The sequence below is a fragment of the Peribacillus sp. NPDC096447 genome (assembly GCF_044762725.1).
Lineage (GTDB): Bacteria > Bacillota > Bacilli > Bacillales > DSM-1321 > Peribacillus.
In genome coordinates this window covers 1054970-1072854 of record NZ_JBIWEV010000001.1, presented here as the reverse complement: position 1 = coordinate 1072854, position 17885 = coordinate 1054970, and the positions used below count along the sequence as shown (strand labels likewise).

The window sequence follows — 17885 nt, the reverse complement described above, 5'->3', positions numbered from 1 at the left end:
TAGGAAACTGATTTACCGCCTTTGAGCTATATCGGTGAACAAGAGTAACTGATATCGTCTAAGCCGCGTTACAAGCTCCAGAGCCATGAGTGTTTTTTGCTTATGGGAAATTGGGTGGAACCACGGGTAAACGCACTCGTCCCTCGCATAGGGATGAGTGCGTTTTTTTATTATTAAAAAAAGGGGTGTTTATGTGATGGGTGAAAAAATGATTAAAGTTCAATTCCCGGATGGGCAGCAAAGGAAATATCCGCAAGGGGTGACAGTGGAAAGTGTGGCAGGGTCCATCAGCTCAAGTTTAAGGAAAAAGGCAGTAGCAGGAAAACTGGATAAGCAACTGGTTGATCTAAGTCACAAGCTTAATAAGGATGCCGAACTGTCGATCTTGACTCTGGATTCGGATGAAGGATTACAAGTATTACGACATACATCGGCGCATGTTTTGGCGCAGGCTGTGAAAAGGTTATACCAAAACGTGGAATTAGGGATGGGGCCAGTCGTGGAAGATGGTTTTTACTATGATTTTAAGTTAGACCATCCTTTGAGCTCAGAAGATCTACAGGCCATTGAAAAAGAGATGGAACATATCATAAGTGAAAATCTGGAAATTAAAAGGATCGAAGTGACTTATGAAGAAGCTGTGAATTTATTCGAGGGCAGAGGGGAGTCATTCAAGTTGGATTTAGCAAAGAACATCCCTAATGGTGAAAAATTAACGCTCTATCAACAGGGGGAATTCGTCGATCTTTGCAGAGGGCCGCACCTTCCATCCACATCATTTGTAAAATCGTTCAAATTGACTCGCGTATCTGGTGCCTATTGGCGGGGAGACAATCAAAATGAAGTTCTTCAAAGGGTATATGGCGTGGCTTTCCGAAAGAAAAAAGATTTACAGGATCATTACAAATTCCTGGAAGAAGCGGCCAAACGCGATCACCGTAAATTAGGGAAGCAGTTGGAGTTATTCATGTTTTCGGAGGAAGCCCCTGGAATGCCGTTTTATTTACCTAAAGGACAAATCATTAGAAATGAATTGGAGAAGTTCTCGCGGGAGCTTCAGACTGAAGCTGATTACGACGAAGTTCGGACTCCTTTCATGATGAATCAGCGGTTATGGGAACAATCGGGTCACTGGGATCATTACCATGAGAATATGTACTTCACTGAGGTGGATCAAATAAAATTCGCGATGAAGCCAATGAACTGTCCGGGTCATATGCTTATTTTCAAAAACAGTCTTTATTCTTACAGGGATTTACCGATCCGGATGGCCGAATTCGGTCAAGTCCATCGTCATGAATATAGCGGTGCATTGAACGGGATGCTGCGTGTCCGTACATTTTGCCAGGATGATGCCCACATTTATGTTCGGCAGGATCAAATCGAAAGTGAAATTAAACAAGTGTTTCATCTGATTGATAAGGTGTATCGCACTTTTGGATTCGAGTATTCCGTGGAGCTCTCCACTCGTCCAAAGGATTCAATGGGCGATGATTCCCTTTGGCAATCTTCTGAAACAGCCTTGAAAAATGTTCTGGAAAGCATCGGGATACATTATCAAGTAAATGAAGGGGACGGGGCATTTTATGGACCGAAAATTGATTTTCATATTAAAGATACATTAAAACGAAGCCATCAATGTGCAACAATTCAGCTTGATTTTCAAATGCCTGATAAATTTGATCTGACTTACATTGATGAAAATAATGAAAAAGTTCGTCCGGTCGTCATTCATCGTGCCATTTTTGGATCGATCGATCGTTTTTTCGGAATTCTGATAGAACATTTTGCCGGTGCTTTTCCGGTATGGCTTGCCCCGGTGCAAGTACAGATCATCCCTGTCTCACAAGTTCATTTGAACTATTGTTTAAAGGTTCAAAAAGAACTGAAGAATCAAGGCATAAGAGTGAAAATTGATGATCGGAATGAAAAGCTGGGGTATAAAGTCAGGGAAGCACAGATGGGGAAAATCCCATATATGCTGGTTCTTGGAGATAAAGAAGAGAAAGAAAATGAAGTAAATGTCCGGAAATACGGGGAACAAGAAGTTGAAAATGTCGCAATAGAAACGTTCATCAAGCAAATCGTCCAGCAAATAAAAGAACGCAGCATCTAACAAAAAAGCAGCTTAATCCGGAATTCACGAGTAAATACGCGGAATTCACGAGTAAATATGCGAAACTCACGAGTAAAAGCACAGAACTCACGAGTAAATGCCCATTGGATTAGGTTTGGATAAAAAAAGACAGCCGAAATAACTCGGCTGTCTTTTTTCTATCTACAAATCCATACCCAGCCAACACCAGGAATGAACTGCTGGAAACAGTTACCACCCGGTCCGCCTTGACCGCCACCTTGACCGCCACCTTGACCGCCGCCTTGACCGCCGCCTTGACCGCCGCCTTGACCGCCGCCCTGGCCGCCGCTACCGACAGGGCAGGTTAATCCTAGATATTGTAATCCGACTATATCTGTATGATGAATCTCATTAGGGATGCCACCTTCGAGTATCTGTACCATACCAGTAGCAGCATTGAACCCCATCAAAATAAAGGTGTGCTGGCTGTTACCCCAAAAACCTCTGAAACAATGACCTTGTCGGCCTGCGTTTAAATGGCTCTGAATAGTGGCTAATGGAACCAATGTTTGTACTGGCATCCTGTCATCATAATAAGGCAAATTGGCATAAGAATTATCGTAATAATATGGATCATTATAATATGGAACATTATAAGAGTAATAACCGTAATTATTATACATTTAAGAAATCCTCCCTTTGTGTTTACCCTTTCAGGCTATGAACAAAGGGGGATAAGTGTCCGACATGGACAAAAATGGAGACTAAAATGGGCGGCCTATTTTATATATTTTATACGAATTTACGAGTAAACTCTTACATCTCCTAAACTCTTTATGTAAATAAAACCTTGGCTGCTTGGATGGCAAAGTAAATGCCGATCCCTATAAGGGATATTCCTGAAATGATCGAAATGCCCATTAGAATGGGTTTGGATAAAAAGCGTCTGAAGGTGCTGGCGATGATGGCCATAGCGAAATCCCAGGTTAAGAGGCCGACAAGGATCCCTGAACTGTATAAAAGTAATTGATCCATATCATATTTTGAAGCGGAGTTTGCAAGAATGGATCCATAAATCCCCAGCCAAAACAAAATGGATAAAGGATTCGAAAGGGACATGATGAATCCTGTCAGGAATGAAGAAAGAAGGGAATCTTTCGCTTTTCGTGCATTCACTTCAATCTTACCTGCACTTAACAGACTTTCAATTCCGGTATAGGTCAGGACAAAAAATCCAAAAAGCCATAAAAATGTCTTCATGAAGGAGTTGTCCAAAAAGTGGGCGACTCCGAAAAAGACGAGGGCTATAAATACAAAATCCGCTAAAATGGCACCCCAGCCAAAAACCCAGGCATGCCAAAAACCTTTTTTTATTCCTTTGTCCAATTGAGCAGCATTTATGGGACCGATAGGAGCCGCAAGTGATAAGCCTAATAATACATAGCTGAAAAAAACACCCAATTCATCACCTCATCGTTTGTTACATCTTCACTTATTTGAATGTATTCAGACAATTGGACTTGTACCACATTTTTGACCCTTTTTTTGAATGGATATGGTGAATCATTGTCCGGTTTGCTGCTTATGGATGTACTTAGTCGTGACATGTGTGTTTTTGTAACAACACAGAAAACTCCTTCATAATGTAATTTAGTCAAATGGAAAGACGCCAATTTTAATGCATGCGCTATTCAAAGCGGAATTGGAGGATAATTATGCCTGAATTATCGATGCCGAATAAATACAAAACAATTCTTGATATCATGCATACGGATATTGCAATAAATGAAATTAAGAATCATTTTGAAGAAGGAATTTCAAATGCGTTAAACCTGATTAAAGTATCAGCACCTATCATTTTAAATGAAGGTAATGGTATAAATGACAATTTAAATGGTGTGGAGCGGATTCTTACCTTTGAAGCTCTGGATGTTAAGAATAAACAAATCGAAGTGGTTCAATCTTTGGCAAAGTGGAAAAGAATCACTCTTTCTAGGTATGGTTTGGCGTGTGATGAAGGCATTTACACAAATATGAATGCGATAAGACGTGATGAAAAACTGGATCATTTACACTCGTTATTTGTGGATCAATGGGACTGGGAGAAAGTCATAACGAAAGAACAACGTAACGTAGATACATTAAAATCTGAAGTGAAAAAAATATATAGAGCCATTAAATCGACCGAACGTTATATGTTTGAATTCCATCATCTGCTTAAGCCTGTGTTACCTGATGACATTCACTTCATTACGACCCAGGAGTTGGAGGATTTATACCCGAACCTGACTCCGAAGGAAAGAGAAAATGTCATAACGAAGAAATATGGTGCGATTTTCATCATGAAAATTGGCGGAGAGTTACAATCGGGGGAAAAGCATGATGGACGTTCACCGGATTATGATGATTGGGACCTAAATGGAGATATCGTTTTATGGAATCCACTCTTGGAATGTGCTTTTGAAGTTTCTTCAATGGGAATTCGAGTAGATGAAAAGTCACTGTTAAAACAATTAAGATTATCCAAAAACGAAAATCGTAAGGTGCTCGATTATCATAAGGCCGTATTGGAAGGAAAGCTTCCCTATTCAATAGGCGGAGGAATAGGGCAATCCAGACTATGCATGTTTTTGCTGAAGAAAGCACATATTGGCGAGGTTCAGGTTTCGGTATGGAATGACCAAATATTAAACGACTGTAAAAAGAGGAATATTATTCTTTTATAAAGACGAAAGCGGGAAACCATTCTTAAAAAGAATGGTTTTTTTGTTTTAACGGTCAAAAGGGGTAATTTTGGGTGAAGCGCTACTGAATAAATCTTTCTGCGCTATAACATAATAATTGAAGACATCTAATAATGATGCAAACCAAATTGTTTCACAATGGTTACCTTTTATGCAATAAGTTGCTTTTATAATGAATGAGGAGTGTAAGTATGGAGGGTCATGAGAAGCAAAATAAAGATGTAAGCGTGTGGTGTCTGATCAGTATGGCATCGATTCCATTGGTAATGACACTTGGAAATTCAATGCTTATCCCGGTTTTGCCCATTTTCGAGGAAAAGGTGGGGATATCTTCATTTCAATCAAGCATGGTGATAACAAGCTATTCCGTAGCATCCATTTTTTTAATTCCCATAGCGGGTTATTTATCAGATCGATTTGGACGAAAAATGGTGATTCTGCCAAGCCTGATCCTAGCCCTTATCGGCGGCTTGATCGCAGGTTATGCATCATGGAAAATGGAAAATCCATACACATGGATCATCATTGGGAGGGTATTGCAGGGGATTGGGGCGTCTGGGGCTTCGCCCATCATTTTGCCTCTGGTGGGGGATCTATACAAGGATGATGATGAAAAAACCAGTTCTTGTTTAGGAATCATAGAAACTTCGAATACATTTGGGAAAGTACTGAGTCCAATACTGGGTTCCCTGTTTGCTGCATTTATCTGGTTTTTACCATTCTTCTCGATTTCATTCTTCAGTTTAATATCTATTGTCTTGGTCTTTTTCTTTATAAAGGTACCAAAGGAAAAGGATGATCCGAAGAAATTCAAAGAATTCTGGCATGATACGAAAAAAATATTCAAGCAGGAAGGAAAATGGTTATATACAGTTTTCCTGATTGGTGTATTTGTCATGTTGGTTTTGTTCGGTGTTCTTTTCTTTTTGTCTGATAATCTGGAAAAAATCCACGATTTGCATGGAGTTAAAAAAGGTTTAGTGATAGCGATCCCGCTGTTTTTCCTTTGTGTATCTTCTTATGTTGCCGGGAAAAAAATCAAGGGTGAGTTACCAATCATGAAAAAGATCATCATGATCAGTATAGCTGTCCTTTCAATCAGCCTTGTATTTGTCGGTTTTACAAAAAACACGGTTTTCCTTTTATTACTCGTAACGAGTTTGGTGGGCATAGCGATTGGTGCGTTATTGCCGACACTCGACGCAATCATCACTCAAAATATAAAAAAGGAACAGCGGGGGACAATTACCTCCTTCTATATGTCATCAAGGTTCATCGGAGTTGCGGCAGGGCCTCCGGTCATGTCCCTTGTCATGAAAAATCATATCAATTTGACCTATATCATTTCAGGGATCATTGGTATAGGCATCGTATTGATTGTTATGAAATTCATTAGTTCAGACAAAAAAGAAGCTGCTGCCTAATAGGTTTCTATAGAAATTCTCCGAAAAAGCCGGGCTTTACCACGGCTTTTTTTGTTTGTAACTCGGGAAAATTTTTTTGGCATGTGGTTATAGGCTGAGGGTTGTCACATAAAATGTACAAGTCATGAACTAGCTCGAAGGAGTGATGCTTTTTGAGTGTACATTTACTGCTGAGTTACTTTTTCTTGGGACTTACCCTAGCAGCACCGATCGGTCCAGTGAACTCTGCTCGTATCGATAAAGGAATCAAGAACGGGTTTTGGCATGCCTGGATCGTTGGGGCAGGGTCGATGATTGCAGATGCCTTGTTCATGATTTTAGTGTATGTAGGTATGGTGCGGTTTTTAGAAATTTCGATCGTCCAGATTTTTCTGTGGCTTTTTGGGGGATTCGTGCTTATTTATTCTGGGGTCGAAAGTGTTTTACGGGTAAATACGATATTATTAAATGAATATAGGAATAAAGATTCATTAATTTCCTGTTTTTTGACTGGGTTCATCATGTCTGTGACCAGTCCATTATCCATTTTATTTTGGTTGGGGATATATGGATCTGTTTTAGCTAAAACAGCTTCAAGTTATGGGACATCCCAACTTTTCATTTATAGCGGGATGATTTTCTTTGGGCTTACCTGTTGGGATTTTTTTGTTGCGGCATTAACGAATGGGTTTCGCAGGTTCTTAAATGAAAAAAGCTTAATGGCCATTTCGGTCATCTCTGGATTATCATTGGTAGGCTTTGGGGTTTATTTTGCTTATCAAGGTATTTCTGCCATCATATCATAAAGCAGAATGCTTTAGTTTATTACATAAGGTAGGGTATTTGAAAACTTCTTCCTTGCATAATTCATTGTGGCATTATCAACACTATGAATGATGGAAGGAGGGGGTAATGTCATGACGACAAAAGCCAATTGCAGTTCAGCGAAAGGGAAGGCTGTCCAAGATTCTAATGCATCAGGTGAACAACAAGGCGATATGAAATGGTGGCAGCTATCATTGGTCGGTGTAGGCTGTACGATCGGGACAGGGTATTTCCTCGGATCGACCATAGGGATTAAAACGACGGGGCCATCCATTGTATTTTCATTTGTATTGGCTGCACTAGGTACCTACATCGTTTATAATCTGCTTGCTAAGATGACGGCGGCCGATCCTCAAGAGGGTTCTTTTTGTTATTATGCCAATAAAGCATTTGGAAGATGGGCTGGCTTTAGCTGTGGCTGGAATTATTGGTCCTCCAATATATTGATCATGGGAAGCCAGCTTACTGCGCTTTCGCTATTATCTCAATTTTGGTTCCCAAAAGTACCGCTGTGGCTATTTGCATCCGGATTCGCAATTGTTTCAATCGTGGTGGTATTGTTGGGAACAAAAGGGTTTGACAGGGTGGAAAACATCCTTGCGGTAATTAAGACAGCAGCAATCGTAATGTTTATCATTATAGCAATATGTGCCGTTTTCGGCTGGTTTGGTCTTGATGGAGGGAAACCGCCATCCTTTCCGAATAAGTTCAATGAATTATTCCCAAAAGGGCTAAAAGGGTTTTGGACATCACTTATTTATGCTTTTTATGCGTTTGGCGGCATTGAGGTCATTGGACTGATGGCGATGCAGCTTAAAAAGAAAGAAGATGCGCCAAAGGCAGGGACGATCATGCTCTTGGTTCTTACCATCATATATGTGATTTCATTGGGGTTAGCCGTAACCATGATTTCGTTAGGGGCATTCAGTGAAAAAGAAAGTCCATTCGTTTCGGCATTGGACAGTTATCATCTGACATTTTTCCCGCACGTTTTTAATGGTGCGATCATCATTGCCGGTTTCTCGACGATGACCGCTTCACTATTTGGTGTAACCAATCTATTGGTAACGCTCTCCAATGACGGGAACGCACCTTCATTATTCATGCAAAAGATCAAGAAATTCAAGGATCTTCCACTGCCTTCACTGGGTCTTGGAGCCTTAGGACTTTTAGGGTCAATCATCACTGCCTTGCTCCTGCCAGGCAAGATTTATGAATACATTACAACATCTGCTGGAATATTACTTTTGTATAACTGGGCATTCATCATTCTTTCTTCATTCAAAATCTTGGAAAATAAGATTTGGAGTAAGATTACAGCCGTTTTCGGACTGCTTTTAATTTTAGCGGCGGTCAGTGGCACTCTGCTTGAAAAAGAGATACGTCCAGGTTTTTTCATCAGCCTTTTATTCATCGTGATCATCGGTCTTGCCGCCGTTTTCATGAAATTCAAGGTTTGGAATAAGAACAAGGCGATGGCCGCAAAAGCGAGTAAATCGGAACTTGATTGAAAAAAGGAACTCGACTATACGAAGTCGAGTTCCTTTTTGTGTGCTTTCGATTTGGTGCTAAATTTCAATGATGATCGGAAGGATCATTGGTTTTTTCTTAGTTTGAGTAAAGAGATAGTGCCCCAATTCCTTCTTTATGGTTTGTTTGATGATGTTCCAACGGTATATTTTTTCACTTTGTAAGTCGTTGACCGTTTTCGTGACAAGACGATTCACATGTTTAAGGAGGTCCTCCGAATTTTGAACATATACAAATCCACGGGAAATGGTATCGGGTCCTGATACTATTTTTCGTTCCGTCTTGCTTAGTGTTATGACGATTACGAGCATGCCATCTTCGGAAAGCTGCTTACGGTCCCGCAGAACGATTTCTCCAACATCACCAACACCGACACCGTCAACAAAGGTATTGCCGGCAGCCACCTTTCTCGTTTGACGGGCAACGGAGTTTTCAATATCCACCACATCGCCATTACTGATAATGAAAGTATTGCCCTTCTCTACCCCGACAGATTCAGCTAGTAATCGATGCTGGTGCAACATCCGATATTCACCGTGAATGGGAATGAAATACTTTGGTTTCATCAGGGTAAGCATGAGCTTCAATTCTTCCTGATAGGCATGTCCGGATACATGCATGCCTGTTACAGTCCCAGAACCGTAAATGACTTTGGCACCAAGTTGAAATAGGTTGTCGATGATTCGTGAAACATCCCGTTCATTTCCGGGTATTGGAGTGGAGGCAAGAATCACTGTATCATCAGGCAATATACTCATATCCCGATAATTTGAACTGGAAAGGCGGGAAAGGGCAGCAAACGGCTCTCCTTGACTGCCTGTACATAAAACCGCGACCCTTTCAGGAGCATAATTATCGACTTCATGTGGTTGGATAAGCATCCCATCAGGTACCTCGAGGTAGCCGCGTTCAATGGCAACGGATACGACGTTCACCATGCTACGTCCAATTAAGGCGAGTTTCCGGTTTGTCTTCTGTGCAGCATTCACAACTTGTTGAACGCGATTGACATTTGAAGCGAAGGTCGAAAGAATGACTTTCTGTTTTGCCTGCATGAAGGCCTCTTCAATATGGCTGCCAACGAGATGCTCCGAGGGACTGGAGCCAGGACGTTCTGCGTTCGTGCTTTCAGATAATAAAACCAAGACACCTTCACTCCCGATTTTGGCCATTTTATGGATATCGGGATACTGATCATTCATGGGAGTCAAGTCAAACTTAAAGTCCCCTGTATGAACGACCGTGCCTTCTGGCGTATGCATGGTGACTCCAAGGCAATCGGGTATACTATGATTCGTTTTGAAAAAGTCCAGAACCATCTCCCCAAATTCCAACCTTGAATCCGAATCAATCTGGATTAATTCCGTATCACCCAAAAGGTTATGTTCTTTTAACTTCAATTCAATTAAACCAAGTGTTAAACGTGTGGCATAAATGGGTACATTCAATTTTTTTAAGAAATAGGGGATACCGCCAATATGATCTTCATGCCCATGAGTCACAATCAAAGCGTGGATCTTCTCCTTATTCTCCTGAAGAAAGGAAATATCGGGAATGATCAAATCGACTCCTAATAAACTTTCATCAGGAAACTTTGCACCACAGTCAATAATGACGATATCGTTAGAATATTGAACCACATACATGTTTTTACCGATTTCATTCACTCCGCCCAAAGCCAGTATGGACAAAGCATTCTCTTTCACACTCAAGTAGATAGACCTCCCTTTATTATGATAAGGATAGTGTTTCCTTAGGTCCCATTTATAAAACCAACTCTTTTTATAAAATCACGGCAATTCAAAAAGCCATAAAAAAACACCTACCGTTTTCGGTAGGTGCGTGTATCTTCAATCTTCATCTGCTCAAGCAAGAATTGATGCTTTCTTCAAAAGTCTCAATGTATGCCTGAACCTGCGCTGCATATTGAGTCCTTAAAGTGTTCAGCAAACTTTCAATCAAGAATTTTCGCGGTTTGTCTGACTGCATCAGCTCATCCTGGATAAAATCGACCAATTCCATTGCCCTTGTTCGTTCTTCACCGCAAGGAAAAGCTTTGATTATCGCTTTTTTCAATTCCGTGGTGGAGTTCAGCAAATCATTATGGCAAGGATCAAGATGGTTTTTAAAGTTGGGAAACCACGTGTCCATAAGTTCCGGATCAAGGATCTGTTCCCCACTTTCAGCCAATTCATTGACTAAATGGACAATTCGGTTCATGCAATAGCGGATAAGCTGTATTTCCGGTGTACCGACCGGATTAGCACGATAACTAAAATGATTCATGTGGGTCATCATCGCATGAAAGATAATGACGCTATCTAAAAGATAGGGTTTTTTGCTTTCCCCGAAAATATCGAGAAAACGGGTATACATCCAGCGTATGCTCAACAATAGGGTCTGATTGATGAATTGTTTTAATTCATCATCGTTGGAAACACGGACTTCTTCGATCAGGATTAGCAATTTACTTTGCTTGTTCACCGTCATCTGCAGTTCGAGCTGCTGGATGAAAATTTCAATATCGGCTGAATCTTGACCAATCAACAGTTTTTCCCGGTCGTGGCGAATCTTTGTATAGACGGAGCGGAAAATGGCTATAAATAATTCACCCTTTGAAGGGAAATAATTATAAAATGTACCTTTTGAAATACCGCTGCCTTCTAGAATGTCCTGAATGGATGTGGCTTGGTAGCCTTTATCAATAAACAGCTTATGAGCCGTATCGATGACATTCTGCCTTCGATTATTCATCATATCACCTAATTTTCATTATACTGCTTGTATAAATGTAATCGTACTCTATATTCCATCACAGCACAAACCCTTATTTTAACCAGTAAATTTTTATTGCAAAAAATGAACTAGGGGTATATTATTGATTTTATGAGATTGGGTTATACCTGTCGTACAATTAAATGAACCAATAGTTTGAATGGAGGAATAGATAAAAAGTGAGTACTGCACAATCTACTGAAAAAAAGGGGGCGTATGGCATTTTGGCCATACTGATGGTCGGGGCGTTTATATCGATACTGAATTCAACCCTTTTAAATATTGCACTGCCATCAATCCAAATAGACCTGGGAATAGAGACTTCCACAGTCCAATGGCTGACAACGGGCTACATGCTCGTGAACGGAATCATGATTCCGACAACGGCCTTCTTAATAAGAAAATATTCGGTACGTAATCTGTTCCTTACAGCCATGCTCCTATTCTCAATAGGGACGATCGTTGCAGGTGTAGCGCATGCATTCCCGCTATTATTGAGCGCACGTATGGTTCAGGCTGCCGGTTCGGCAATTATGATGCCATTATTAATGAACGTACTTTTAACTGCTTTCCCTGTTGAAAAACGGGGCTCGGCAATGGGACTATTCGGTTTAGTCATGATGTTTGCCCCTGCAATCGGGCCGACGCTTTCAGGCTGGATCATCGAACATTATGATTGGAGAATGCTATTCCATTTCATTACTCCGTTAGCTTTACTAGTGCTTATTTTCGGCTTCTTTAAACTTAAAGACAAAAAGGAAAAAGTCGATATTAAAATCGATAAATTATCGGTCATCCTATCAAGCTTGGGCTTTGGCGGCCTGCTTTATGGGTTCAGTTCGGCAGGCAGCAAGGGTTGGGATAGCCCTTGGGTTTATGGAACATTGATTGTCGGTGCCATTTCCCTGATCCTTTTCATTTCACGCCAGCTTAAAATGGAAACACCGATGCTTGAATTCAAGATCTTCAAACATCCGATGTTCGCTTTATCTGCTACGATTTCAATCGTGCTGAATATGGCCATGTTCTCGGGAATGATCTTGATGCCGATGTATATACAAACCGTCCGTGGCATTTCACCATTTGATTCAGGATTGCTGATGCTTCCTGGTGCACTATTAATGGCCATCATGTCACCGGTCACCGGAAAGCTCTTCGATAAGTTCGGTGCCCGCATACTTGCTTCAACCGGTTTGTTTATTACTGTGGTGACGACGTATTTCTTCAGTAAATTAACAATGGATACTTCTTATACGCATATTGTGATTCTATATTCCGTCCGTTTATTCGGTTTGTCCATGGCAATGATGCCGATCATGACAAATGGGTTGAACTCGCTGCCAGCCCGTATGAACCCGCATGGAACAGCGATGAATAACACGCTGAACCAGATTTCAGGCGCTATCGGTACTGCATTGCTTGTTACGGTCATGTCTAACCATGCAGCATCTTCAGGTGAGAGTTTAATGACCAAAGCGATGAGCAAATTAACAAGCCAGCCCACTGCTGAAATGATGGAACAAATGCAAGCCCAAATCGGAATGCAGGCGATGCTCGATGGAATTAACTTCTCCTTCTTTGTATCTACCTTCATTGCTGCTGTGGCGCTGATTCTGGCATTATTCATTAAGCGTGCATGGCCAGCTGAAGAAAAACCAGCTATGAAAAAAGATCAAACCGCTTAAATGAAACAATAAAAAGCCCTATGCCACCTGAATCGTCAGGAAGCATAGGGCTTTTTTTTATAACTTCCTCCATCTAGTTTGATTTACAGCGGAAATTATTCGACCTACCACTATTTAAATCGACCCATGAATCAAGTATGTTTTACCCGGTGATTTCACTTGTATACAAAAAAGCGCAGTGCCATTTGCACTGCGCTTTTTTTACATCAAGATGTCACTTCCTCTGAAGTTACTTTTGCATGCTGGATATGACTGGCTATCCAGCCAATGATCGCCGCAGAAACGAGATAGGCAAGTAAGATCCAAATCTGCGCCTGCAAGTTTTCCCAGCCGCCTAAGGAGATGACCTCTTGAAGTTCCTTTAGTGAGTGGGCCATAGGTAAAAATTGACCGATTTTCGTCAATATCGACATGCCCAGTTCGCCTGGGAATGTTCCGCCGCACGTAGCCAATTGGAACACGAGAAGGGTCACGGCCGCGAATTTTCCGACCACTCCGAATACGGTCACCAGCATAAGAATGAACGTCATGAAGGTAAATGAAACGATGATGCTAGATAGAATGAATACAGGGACACTTGCTACATGTAAATGGAATCCAAGCAGGACCACTGCATCCACTAGAAGTGCCTGAATCAAGCCGATTACATATACCAGCATTAATTTATTCGTAAAATGAATGGTTCCGGTAACCCTAAGATTCTGCCTGCGGCCAAGCGGCAAGATATTGGAAGCCATGATGCCGCCTACATAAAAGGCCAATGACAGGAAATAAGGGGCAATTCCGGTTCCATAGTTAGGAACTTCAGATAAATTGGATTGGACCAATTGCACGGGTTCAGAGAACATTGAAGTGGTCGAATCGTCGTACTGTAGACTAGCCGTTTTATCGGCAGCTTCATTAAGCTTGGAGGATAACTTGCTTGAGCCCGTTTCCAGCGAAGCCAGTCCGTCTTGTAGTTCCGTCGATCCACTGGCTAGCTGGCTGCTTCCGCCAGCTAGCGAAACGATTCCGGCATTTAAAGTGGAGAAACCATTTGTCCATTTAGAGAAACCGTTCGCGAATTCTTCAGATCCCTCGTTTAATTGCTTAGCACCTGAGGTAGCTTGTGCCATTCTATCACCAAATGCATTCATCCCGGTTTGAATGGTCTCTTGTCCATCAGCCACTTTATTAGCACCTTCGCCCAATTGCCTTTGACCGGCATTTAAAGTGGCGGCTGTTTTGGATAAACCTTCTGATAAGGCAATGATTTGCTTGAAGTCTTGATCCTTTATTGCATCAGGATGACTTTTCATATAGGAATCCAATTGTTTCTTAAGAGTATTCGCTGTATCGGCAGCCTGTTCTTGCCCTTGCATCAATTTTGCATTTCCGGCTGACCAGTCCTCAACACCCTTACTTACTTCATTCATCCCATTTTCCAATGAGTGATGTCCATCCGATAGCTGCTTCATGCCGGAATACAAGTTCTGGGAACCTGATGTTATTCCTTTCGCACCATCAGCTAAGGCTTCTTGTCCATCCAAGAGCTTGGTGCTTCCTGTTTGCAGTTTCTGGGCGCCATCATTCAAATCCTGAATGCCATCATCCAATTTCTCACTGCCGCTTTTCGCATCCGCCGTTCCTTGATGAAGCTCTTCCGCTCCATCCCCGGCATCCGCCAAACCTTTAGAAACCTCCTGGAATTTTGAAAGGATGCCTTCAGAATAGACTTTTGTAATGCTTGCGTTGATTTTTGCAGTCATCTTTTCAACAGCAGTTGAGCTGATCTGTGAGGCAACGAAGTTTTTACCTGGATTAACACTATACAACAGTTTAGCTCTTTCCGGTTTTTCATCCATTAAAGTCGTGACATTTTCCGAAAAATCCTCCGGGATCGTGACAACCATATAATAGGTACCATCTTCAAGACCTATTTTAGCCTTCTTTGCCGTGATAAAGTGAAAGTCCAATTCTTTTTGCTTCTTCAATTGTTTAACGAAATCATCTCCAGCTTGGACTGGCTTATCATCCATTTCCGAACCATTATCGAGATTGACCACTGCTACAGGGAGCTGATCCAACTGTCCATAAGGATTCCAATATCCAGCCAAGAAGAAACCAGAGTAAATCAATGGAACGACCAAAAGGAAAATCAAGGCGATTCTCCCGTGTTTATGTTTCCACATTGCTTTTATATCTTGAAATACAAGTTGTAAACCTTTCATTATTGAGCCTGCCCTTTCTAACTAAGAGATTATTTCATGATAATGGCTTTTTTAGATACTGTATAATACATAATTGATTATGTAATAATAGATTTAAATCTATGTGAAAAGAGTGGGATAATGGAAATATTACAGCTGCAGTACTTTCAAACCGTAGCACGACTGGAACATATGACGATGGCTGCGGAACAACTTCAAATAGCTCAGCCTTCCCTCAGTAAAACCATCTCCCGGCTTGAAGAGGATTTGGGTGTCGCACTGTTCGATAGGGAACACCGGAAAATCAAGCTCAATGCAGCCGGCCGAATATTCTTGAACCGGGTCGAACGCGCTTTTGCGGAACTGAATGAAGGAAGGCGCGAAATAGTGGAATTAGCAGATCAAGACCAAAAGAACATCACTTTGGCCGTTACCATTCCAAGGGTCCTGCCTGATTTATTGGGTACATTTTCATCTCAATACCCGGATGTCCGTTTTCAACAATTCCTAAAATCCATATCATCAATGAAGCAGCTTTTAATTGAAGGAGAAATCGATTATTGCATATCATCCGTTCCGATCGAAGGCCCAGACTTAAAGTGGGAACCGCTGATCACCGAAGAAATATACTTGATCGTGCCTCCCAATCATCGGCTGGCAGGCAGGGAAAGCATTACACTCCAAGAAGTGAAAGATGAACCATTCATCAGTATGAATACAGGCTTCGGGTTCCGCCGTCTAACCGACCAATTTTGCCTCGAAGCGGGATTCGTCCAGAACATCGCCTTCGAAGGAGATGAACCAGCTGTCATCTCGGACCTTGTCAGGAAAGGGTTGGGTGTCGCCTTCGTATCCGAATTGACATGGCTTCATCAAACCGGATCATTATCCCATAAAATCCGAATAACAGAACCTGCTTGTCAAAGAACAATAGGGCTCGGCTGGTCAGAAAAACGCTACTTCACCCCAGTAGCCAAGCAATTTCGGTTATTTGTCATGGATTACTTCGCTGCCGCCAACTCCGCTAGATTAAAGGATGAACCAAATGTGGTGAAGGCCGAATAAATCGCCGTAAGGCTGAAATAATCGGATGAAGACAGGATTAAATCGCCGTTGGGACGAATAAATGGGTGAAGGCATAAAAAGTATAATTTAATTATAGTGAACATAGTATTTTAGGAGGTTTTTTTAAAATAGATCGGGTTCAAAATGATGGATCCGATCCTGGGAGATGAGCGGAGATGGAAATACGGGTTAATCAAATTGAGTTGAATGGACTCACGTTTCAATATCGGGAGAGCGGGGATGTTTCTGCACCGCCGCTTGTTGTTCTTCACGCGCTGGGGAAAAGTGCAGATTCATGGGATCAAGCGGCTGCCGCATTAGGAGAAAATTATCGTGTTTTAGCTTTAGATCTACGGGGCCACGGTGGGAGTGCGAGAACTAATACATATACTTTTGAATTGATGTGCGATGATTTGCTTCATTTTGCGGATGCGCTTGATTTGGGAAGGTTTTCGCTGATGGGGCATTCCATGGGGGGAACAGTTTCCTATCTATTCTCGCAAACTTTTCCTTCGAGGATAGATAGATTGATTGTTGAAGACACGCCTCCTCCTTTTTCGGATAAGCCAATGGAGGTTCCGTCCAAACCTTCTGTACCTCTGCCGTTTGATTGGCAGGTAGTGCCTTCGATTCTACAGCAGCTTAATGAACCCGATCCCAAATGGTGGGCGCGCCTTACCGATATTATGATGCCGACGCTTGTTATAGGGGGCGGGTCGAGCCATATTCCCCAAAACAAATTGCAGGAGGTATCCGAGCTTATTCCGAATTGCGAATTGGTGACGATAGAGGGTGCCGGACACTTTGTCCATGAAGATAATTTACCAGCTTTCTTGGCTGCCGTAACAAGTTTTCTTTCCAAAGGACAGGCGCTTTAAAGCAGGAATAAGAGGGTTGCCGATGCAGCCCTCTTATTCCTGCTTTAAAATTTATGGTTTATTTTAAAGACGGAATTTACCGATTTATTATTCAGGATTTCAAGCAACTGTTCAGCCATATAGCCAGCGCTATATTTAAAGCCAGTGTTGACCCATTCGATGATCATGCCTAATATCGCATATGCTTGGTAACTGGAGGCAAGTTCTATATTGATCTTAGGGTTCGGCCGGTAATCTTCCAGGTCCTCCAATGGAAGTTTCTTTAACTCATTACAAATCCGTTCCAGTAATGTAGGCCATGCATTCGACTTTAGGATGAGGGTATAAATGTTTGCATAGTTAGCTACATGTTCAAATATTTTGATGACTGAAGCCGTTAGTTCATTGATGGTGAAAGTTTCAACGTTCTTATAAGGTTCCCGGTAAGATATGATCAAATCGGCAATCACGTCCTCCATGACCTCTTCAAGCAGTTCCTCTTTGTACTGATAGTGTTTATAAAATGTACCCCGATTAAGGTCGGCGAGTTCTACAATGTCAGTAATCGATATATCCCTGAAATCCTTATTTTGCATTAATGATATGAGGGATTCTTTCAAAGCCATTTTGGACTTCCTGATCCTTCTATCAATCCCAGTGTTATTATCAGTCATTTTCTTCACCCTTTGTTCGTTATCGTGTTTTTAATAAACATAATGACCATTTTCTGTTCAT

The 17885-nt window shown here is 41.6% G+C and carries 14 protein-coding genes and 1 other annotated feature (1 of these 15 cut by a window edge); of the genes, 8 read left to right on the top strand and 6 right to left on the bottom strand.

Features of this window, described 5'->3' with window-relative positions; all coding sequences use genetic code 11:
* Nucleotides 1-147 (top strand) — a binding site (T-box leader) (it extends 75 nt beyond the left edge of the window).
* A gap of 61 nt (nt 148-208) precedes the next feature.
* Complete coding sequence (thrS, locus tag ACIQZD_RS05345) at nt 209-2116, top strand: threonine--tRNA ligase (protein WP_402899958.1); 1908 nt, start codon at nt 209-211, stop codon at nt 2114-2116.
* A 158-nt stretch (nt 2117-2274) separates the two neighbouring features.
* Here thrS and ACIQZD_RS05340 read toward each other — a convergent pair whose 3' ends face one another.
* Both ACIQZD_RS05340 and ACIQZD_RS05335 read right to left on the bottom strand, forming a co-directional pair.
* Nucleotides 2275-2658, bottom strand: coding sequence for a hypothetical protein (locus ACIQZD_RS05340; RefSeq protein WP_402899060.1), 384 nt, complete (start codon nt 2656-2658; stop codon nt 2275-2277).
* Between the two features lie 253 nt (nt 2659-2911).
* The gene (locus ACIQZD_RS05335; protein WP_402899057.1) at nt 2912-3538 is read right to left on the bottom strand and encodes a LysE family transporter; all 627 of its coding nucleotides are present in this window, start codon (nt 3536-3538) and stop codon (nt 2912-2914) included.
* 269 nt (nt 3539-3807) lie between these two features.
* Between ACIQZD_RS05335 and asnA the strand changes: the two genes are divergently transcribed.
* The 4 genes from asnA to ACIQZD_RS05315 all read left to right on the top strand — a co-directional run bounded on the left by asnA (nt 3808) and on the right by ACIQZD_RS05315 (nt 8560).
* Entirely contained in the window at nt 3808-4803 is a 996-nt protein-coding gene (gene asnA / locus ACIQZD_RS05330) for an aspartate--ammonia ligase (RefSeq protein ID WP_483878401.1), read from the top strand.
* Nucleotides 4804-5012: 209 nt separating this feature from the next.
* Nucleotides 5013-6245: an MFS transporter gene (locus tag ACIQZD_RS05325; RefSeq protein ID WP_402899052.1), complete on the top strand. Its 1233-nt coding sequence runs from the start codon at nt 5013-5015 to the stop codon at nt 6243-6245.
* 152 nt (nt 6246-6397) lie between these two features.
* Nucleotides 6398-7030, top strand: coding sequence for a LysE family transporter (locus ACIQZD_RS05320; protein WP_402899049.1), 633 nt, complete (start codon nt 6398-6400; stop codon nt 7028-7030).
* Nucleotides 7031-7222: 192 nt separating this feature from the next.
* Nucleotides 7223-8560: an amino acid permease gene (locus ACIQZD_RS05315; RefSeq protein ID WP_402899955.1), complete on the top strand. Its 1338-nt coding sequence runs from the start codon at nt 7223-7225 to the stop codon at nt 8558-8560.
* 57 nt (nt 8561-8617) lie between these two features.
* Here the strand turns inward: ACIQZD_RS05315 and ACIQZD_RS05310 are convergent, their stop codons facing one another.
* On the bottom strand, nt 8618-10291 hold the full coding sequence (locus tag ACIQZD_RS05310) for a ribonuclease J (RefSeq protein ID WP_402899046.1): 1674 nt from the start codon (nt 10289-10291) through the stop codon (nt 8618-8620).
* A 145-nt stretch (nt 10292-10436) separates the two neighbouring features.
* A complete protein-coding gene (locus ACIQZD_RS05305; RefSeq protein WP_402899043.1) occupies nt 10437-11336 on the bottom strand; it encodes a TetR/AcrR family transcriptional regulator in 900 nt (299 codons plus the stop codon).
* 254 nt (nt 11337-11590) lie between these two features.
* On the opposite strand from ACIQZD_RS05305, the gene ACIQZD_RS05300 reads away from it, so the two are divergent.
* Nucleotides 11591-13039, top strand: coding sequence for a DHA2 family efflux MFS transporter permease subunit (locus ACIQZD_RS05300; protein WP_402899952.1), 1449 nt, complete (start codon nt 11591-11593; stop codon nt 13037-13039).
* A 206-nt stretch (nt 13040-13245) separates the two neighbouring features.
* Here the strand turns inward: ACIQZD_RS05300 and ACIQZD_RS05295 are convergent, their stop codons facing one another.
* On the bottom strand, nt 13246-15249 hold the full coding sequence (locus tag ACIQZD_RS05295) for a YhgE/Pip family protein (RefSeq protein WP_402899040.1): 2004 nt from the start codon (nt 15247-15249) through the stop codon (nt 13246-13248).
* A 120-nt stretch (nt 15250-15369) separates the two neighbouring features.
* Here ACIQZD_RS05295 and ACIQZD_RS05290 point away from each other — a divergent pair, with 120 nt between their 5' ends.
* Entirely contained in the window at nt 15370-16293 is a 924-nt protein-coding gene (locus ACIQZD_RS05290) for a LysR family transcriptional regulator (RefSeq protein WP_402899037.1), read from the top strand.
* Nucleotides 16294-16469: 176 nt separating this feature from the next.
* Entirely contained in the window at nt 16470-17171 is a 702-nt protein-coding gene (locus ACIQZD_RS05285; RefSeq protein WP_402899034.1) for an alpha/beta fold hydrolase, read from the top strand.
* A 44-nt stretch (nt 17172-17215) separates the two neighbouring features.
* Here ACIQZD_RS05285 and ACIQZD_RS05280 read toward each other — a convergent pair whose 3' ends face one another.
* Nucleotides 17216-17824 (bottom strand): TetR/AcrR family transcriptional regulator, encoded by a 609-nt coding sequence (locus ACIQZD_RS05280; protein WP_402899031.1) that lies wholly within the window; start codon nt 17822-17824, stop codon nt 17216-17218.
* Nucleotides 17825-17885: the final 61 nt, after the last annotated feature.